General features: G+C 59.2%; 6 protein-coding genes. 5 read left to right on the top strand and 1 reads right to left on the bottom strand.

The genetic code is table 11. The features are described from left to right. The first annotated feature begins 5 nt into the window (after positions 1-5). From ACH2EH_RS04135 to trpS, 5 genes are all read left to right on the top strand, one after another. The gene (locus ACH2EH_RS04135; protein ID WP_395139224.1) at positions 6-125 is read left to right on the top strand and encodes a DUF1585 domain-containing protein; all 120 of its coding nucleotides are present in this window, start codon (positions 6-8) and stop codon (positions 123-125) included. Beyond that, positions 126-1,457 (top strand): DUF1552 domain-containing protein, encoded by a 1,332-nt coding sequence (locus tag ACH2EH_RS04130; RefSeq protein WP_395139222.1) that lies wholly within the window; start codon positions 126-128, stop codon positions 1,455-1,457. It abuts the gene before it with no gap. 110 nt (positions 1,458-1,567) lie between these two features. Continuing rightward, positions 1,568-2,893 carry a diaminopimelate decarboxylase gene (lysA, locus tag ACH2EH_RS04125; RefSeq protein WP_395139220.1) on the top strand — a complete coding sequence of 442 codons (1,326 nt, stop codon included), beginning with the start codon at positions 1,568-1,570 and terminating at the stop codon, positions 2,891-2,893. 3 nt (positions 2,894-2,896) lie between these two features. Then, positions 2,897-3,601 carry a site-2 protease family protein gene (locus ACH2EH_RS04120; protein ID WP_395139218.1) on the top strand — a complete coding sequence of 235 codons (705 nt, stop codon included), beginning with the start codon at positions 2,897-2,899 and terminating at the stop codon, positions 3,599-3,601. A gap of 11 nt (positions 3,602-3,612) precedes the next feature. After that, entirely contained in the window at positions 3,613-4,635 is a 1,023-nt protein-coding gene (gene trpS / locus ACH2EH_RS04115) for a tryptophan--tRNA ligase (RefSeq protein ID WP_395139216.1), read from the top strand. A 31-nt stretch (positions 4,636-4,666) separates the two neighbouring features. Here trpS and ACH2EH_RS04110 read toward each other — a convergent pair. Next, positions 4,667-6,075, bottom strand: a 1,409-nt coding sequence (locus tag ACH2EH_RS04110; RefSeq protein ID WP_395139214.1) for a hypothetical protein, incomplete at its 5' end; no start/stop codon positions are given.

Genomic DNA, 6,075 nt, shown 5'->3' with positions numbered 1-6,075 from the left:
CACCGATACGCTTTGGTGACCGCCCCAAGATCGAGGCTATCCTAGACCGCGCCGCCCCCAGCCGCTATGGCGTCAAGTCTCTGATCCATGCTATCGTGGAAAGTGAGCTCTTCCAGAACAAATAAATGCCGACAAATACGCCCATGAAAAATGTCTATATCTCCACTCTGCGCCCTCTCTCCCGCCGCCATCTGCTTCGAGGAACGGGTATCTTGCTCGGTCTGCCGCTCTTGGAGGCGATGCAGCCCGCGTTTGCCCGCGCTACCGCGCCTGCGCCACCCCGTCGTTTTCTGGGCATCTGCAATAATCTAGGGCTGCTCCCGGAGAAGTTCTTCCCGGATGCTACCCAGACCGGGCGTGGCTACGCGCTCTCGCCGTATTTGGAGCATCTCAAAGACTATCGCGACGAGTTCACGGTTCTTAGCGGTGTCTGGCACCCGGACGTGGACGGGGGGCATCCGGCGGACAACTGCTTTCTGACGGCAGCGCCGCACCCGGGCAGTGGTGGTTTTCGCAACACGATCTCCCTGGATCAGTTTATCGCCGAGCGCTTGGGGCACTTAACACGGTTTCCGTCGCTGACTCTGGGGGTCAATGTCCAACAAGGCGCACGCAGCCTCTCCTGGACGGGCGGGGGTGTGCTGATTCCCTGCGAGGAGAAACCCTCCCAGGTCTTCAAGAAGCTCTTTTTGCGCGGCTCAGACGAGGAGATCAAGGAACAGATGCGGCGGCTCGCTCTCGGGCAGAGCATCATGGATAGCATTGCCGAGCAGACCCGTGGCCTCCAGAAGGGGATCGGTGCCCGCGACAAAGAGCGGCTCGATCAGTACCTCACGGGCGTGCGGGATTTAGAGAAACGCCTTGCCATGGCCGCGGAGTGGGAGACAAAGCCCAAGCCTGTGGTGAAAGAGAAGCCGCCGCTCGACCCCGCCGATCCTCGGGAGTACATGGACAAAGTGCGCCTCCTCTACGACATGGCGCGTCTTGCCTTCGAGACCGACTCCACCCGCGCGATCACGCTCCTGCTCGATAGTGTTAACTCTCCCGCGATCCAAGTGGGGGGGCAGGCTGTCAGTGATGGCTACCATAACCTCTCGCACCACGGCAAGACCCCGACCAAGCTCGCGCAGCTTGAGCGGATTGATCGTGAGCACATGAAGCTGCTTCATCAGCTCTTTGGCGACCTGAAAGCGCGCAAAGAAGACGGTGAGAGCCTGCTGGATCGGACAATGATTCTTTATGGGAGCAACTTGGGCAATGCCAACACGCATGTCACGACGAACCTGCCTGTACTCTTTGCCGGGGGAGGCTTCAAACACGGCCAGCACCTGGGCTTCGACCGGGAGCGCAACTACCCACTGCCGAATCTTTTTGTCAATGTTTTGCAGCGCTTTGGGCTTGAAGCGGATCGCTTTGCCACGAGTACGGGGACACTGCGTGGTCTCGAAGTGGCGTGATTCTCTGGGCAGACAGGGCCGTGATAGAATAAATTCGATGATGCGCGACGGTTGATTTTGCAACCGCCGCGCGTTTTTTCACATCTTAGGGAGCGAGGGTACGAATCGGTATGTTGCTGGGGACGCAGCGAGTAAACGCACAGGGGCACTTGGAGATCGGGGGGTGCGACACGCTCGCACTGGCCGAGGAGTTTGGCACGCCACTCTACGTGATGGACGAGGCGCTGATCCGTCAGAACTGTCGCCGCTTCACACAGGTTTTTACCGAGCGCTACCCGGGCGAGGTCGAGGTCTCGTTTGCGGGGAAAGCATTCCTGACAATGGCGATGGTGCGCCTTGTGGAACAAGAAGGACTCGCACTCGATGTGGCATCGGGCGGCGAGCTCTACACCGCGCTTAAAGCGGGCTTTCCTGCGGAGAGGATTCTCTACCACGGCAACTTCAAGAGCGACGAAGAGCTTCAGCTCGGCGTCGAAGCCGGAGTGGGGCACGTTGTGGTAGACAATCCCTACGAGCTGCGGCGCCTCTCGGAGCTGGCGGCGGCGCAGGGCAAGACCCAGCCGATTTTGCTGCGGGTGACGCCTGGAATTGATCCCCATACCCACGCCAAGATCTCCACCGGCCAGGAAGACAGCAAGTTCGGTATCAGTGTCGCCTCAGGGCTGGCGCTTGCCACGGTCAAAGATGCTCTCTCGCTGCCGGGCATTGACTTCCGGGGAATCCACTGCCATATCGGCTCGCAGCTCCTCGACAGCCACACCCACGAAGATGCCGCGGAGATCATGGTAAGCTTTCTGGCCGAGATTCGCGCCGCGACGGGCTTTGTCTGCGCCGAGCTGGATATCGGAGGCGGCCTGGGCGTGCGCTACCTGCCCAGCCACAACCCGCCCACCTACGAGGAGTTCGCGGACTCCGTGGTGGCCGCCGTGGTGGGAGCACTGAATAAATATGACTTGCCTACCCCGCGCCTGATGCTGGAGCCAGGCCGTGCGCTGGTCGCCGAAGCTGGGACGACCCTCTACACCGTGGGGCCAATCAAGCAGATCGAGCTAGCGGAGCGCACCAAGACATTTGTCTCGGTAGATGGTGGCCTCTCGGACAACCCGCGTCCGGTGATGTACGATGCCCGGTACTCCGTACTGGTGGCTGGGCGCGCGGCGCAAGCAAAAGACAAGGTCGTGACGGTCTCTGGCAAGCACTGCGAGACCGACACACTCTTCCCAGAGATCGCGCTAGGAGAGATTCACTCCGGTGACATCCTCGCGGTGCAGACCACCGGAGCCTACAATCACGGTATGGCAAGTAACTACAACCGTTTCCGCCGACCTGCCGTGGTCTTTGTTCAGAGCGGACAGGCCGATGTTGTCTGGGAGCGGGAGAGCTACGACGATTTGCTGCGACAGGAGCGGCTCCCGCAGCGTTTTTGGGAGAGTTAAAAAATGAAAGAGTTTCTGCTTCACACACTGCACTCTGTTGGGCTGTCCGAGCAAGCCCTGCCCTGGTGGTTCTGGCTGATGATGCTTATCGGGATCATCTCCTCAACCGTTGTCCATGAGTTTGGTCACGCCTGGATGGCAGACAAGCTAGGCGACCCGGGACCGCGCGAGCAGCACCGGCTCACTCTCAACCCTGTCGCGCACTTCGATCCTCTGGGATTTACCCTGATGGTAGTGACGACATTTTTGAAGATGCCGCTTGGCTGGGGCAAGCCAGTCAAGACCGATCCGGATAAGTTCACGGTAGTGGGCCGGCGGGCAGGAATGGCGCTGGTGGCGATCGCCGGGCCGCTGATGAACCTGCTCTTAGCCTTTCTCCTCTCGTTTATCGTCCGACTGGCATTTGGCGGGAGCCTGGGGAGCCTGCCGTCGTGGTTTGAGTATGTCTTTATCGGCATGATTATCTCCACGCTGATCAATATCCTGGTCTTTGCTGAGAACTTGATCCCCGTGCACCCGATGGATGCCTCTCATGTGGTCGCTGCGCTCCTGCCTGAAGGTCTGGGCCGAGTCTATGTGGCTTTCATGCAGAAATTTGGCTTTTTTGTGCTGCTGGCACTCTCGTACTTCGAGGTGATCGGAGCCTTCCTCCTGCCGATTGTTAAGTTCTTCATCCGCCTGCTGTTGCCCATGCTGCCCGTCGGCTAAATTTCCTCGAAATGCAAAAAAAACGACTGCTCTCAGGGATGCAGCCGACCGGTGGTGGGCGGCTGCATCTGGGTAACTATGAAGGCGCACTCAAGCCCTGGACAAGGCTCCAGGACGACTACGAGATGTTCTGCTTCGTCGCTGACTGGCACGCCTTTACCACGCTCACCGCCGCTCCCACGGATATCGCCGCCGCAAGCCGGGAGGTGGTGCTCGACTACCTCTCCGCAGGGCTCGACCCTGAAAAATGTGCGATCTTTCGCCAGAGCCAGGTTCCCCAGCACGCAGAGCTGGCTGTGCTCCTCGGAATGGTGACACCTGTTTCCTGGCTGGAGCGTGTTCCCACCTACAAAGAGAAGCGTGAGTTTGTGAGCGAGGGGGGCGGAGACTCGGGGCCGAGCTTTGGGCTACTTGGCTACCCCGTGCTCCAGACCGCCGATATTATTGTCTACCGTGCGCATGTTGTGCCGGTGGGAAAAGACCAGGCACCACACCTAGAGATCAGCCGCGAGATCGCCCGGCGCTTCAACCATCTGGTGGGCGAGGAGATCTTCCCTGTTCCCGATGCGCTGATCTCTGAAGCCACCGGCGTCCTGCCCGGGCTCGATGCCGATGAGAGCGGGCAGCTTCGTAAGATGAGCAAGAGCTACAACAACTGCATCTACCTTACCCATACGCCAGACGAAGTTGTGACGCGTCTCAAAACGGCTTTTACCACCCCCACCAAGATCCGCAAAGATGATCCGGGAGTGCCCGAGGGCTGCGCGGTTTGTCAGCTTCGCAAGCTCTACGACCCGGTGGGCTTCCAGCCACAGTGGGACGAGTGCCGCTCGGGAGCACGGGGCTGTGTGCAGAGTAAGCGCGAGACCGCCGAGATTCTCAACGCCATGCTGGACCCCATCCGCCAGCGTCGCGCCCTCTACGAAAACGACCCGGCGGAGCTGGATCGCTTGCTCAAACGTGGTGCGGAAAAAGCGACGGAGGTGGCTGAGGAGACTCTCCAGCAAGTCCGACGTGCGCTGCGCCTCACCTGATAGCAACTTTTTAGTGCGTAGGTTCTGTTTTTTAGCGCGTAGGGCCTGCAAACAAACTACGTCCTCCGCCGTTTTGCAGGGCGGGAATATTGGGGCTGGACGGAAGGGGCGGAGTCTTGCGGAGCTGCTCCGCCATTGTCAGGAGCGCTGAGGCACGACTCTGCGGGAACTTGATCCGGCGGATACTCTCCCAGGCATCCGCGCTTTTTCCAATACGAGTCTGCTCACGTGCGAGCTGCTCCAGGAGATCTCCAGAAATCGTGTACCCCTTGCCTGGCTGGGTGCCCTCGCGCTGAAGAGTCTGCACCCTCTCTTGGTAGGCGGAATCGTTGCCATTAAGCGCCTGAAGCCCGGTCAATCGAACGTGCAGATCATTTCTGAGTAGCGGAATCGTCACTTCTTGAAGAAGCTTGATGAGAACAGGTTCTAAAGCGAGCAGAATCTCTGGGTTGCCCAGACGCCTGGCAAGCTCTTGAGCAAAGAGAGCCTCCTGTGCCTTATGACTCGGTTTTTCAATCCGTTCAAGCTGGCCCAGTGCCTTTTTCAGAGCCACAAGACTTGCCTGTTTCGTGCCCTTCTCCAGAGCATCTTCCGCCTGGAGAAGGCTCTGGTGGCACTGGAAGGCGGAGTTATTTTCGAGCGTGATCAGACGGGCAAGTAAGTTCTGCCGTCCGTGCTTTCGGAAAAGAGTGGCCAGGCTGGACGTGAAGATACTCTCCTCTGCCGCCCCGCTGAGCTCGCTCAGGAACTGCTCCAAAAGGCGGTCTTGGTAGGGGCCAGGACGCATTCCCACCAGACGGTTCAAGCTGCGGCTCAGGTGGTTTATCGAGGCGTGCCCACTGGTAACGGTGCCGCCGATAGGGGGCATCAGGATCGGCTGGTGCGCGGCGATCGCTTGCTGGATCTGACGCTGGTAGAGGGAGCTGGTGAGGGGGCGAGCGGCTTTCTGGATCAGCTCGCTATCGCCACTCTGGTAGGCTAGCATAACGATTGCCGTGAGCTCAGGGTCGAAGTCTTTACTTGGTGAGAGGTTTGCCAGGGCGGCGAGAAGTCGTGTGCGTAGCTCCCGCTTTACGGAAGCAGGGAGTGCTTCCTGCAAAGTGGGGAAGGACTCTGACTGCGAGAAAATCACGCTTGGGTAGGTTGTTCCGCCCCAGTGAAGACAGGCAAGAGTCCGTACTTTATCGGTTGCGTTCTGTTGTTCGGTGCCCCTCACCGCCCTCATCGGATCCCCCAGGTAGAACTGAAGAACAATCGCTCCATGGTAGCTCTCGGAGCGTCCTCCTTCCGGGCCGCGCATCAAGGCAAACTCTAGGCGGGGCAGAAGCGCTTTCTTGAGTGCTAATTTGGGCCCTTTATCTAGCAGAACCACGACCAGGCGCGGAGTTAAAAAGATATCCGGACTCTGTAGACGGCGGGTTTCCAGAGAAGTCAGCGTTG

The organism is Armatimonas sp. (genome assembly GCF_043760365.1).
Classification (GTDB): Bacteria; Armatimonadota; Armatimonadia; order Armatimonadales; family Armatimonadaceae; genus Armatimonas.
The sequence above is the reverse complement of the archived record's forward strand: the minus strand, read 5'-3'. Positions and strand labels throughout refer to the sequence as shown.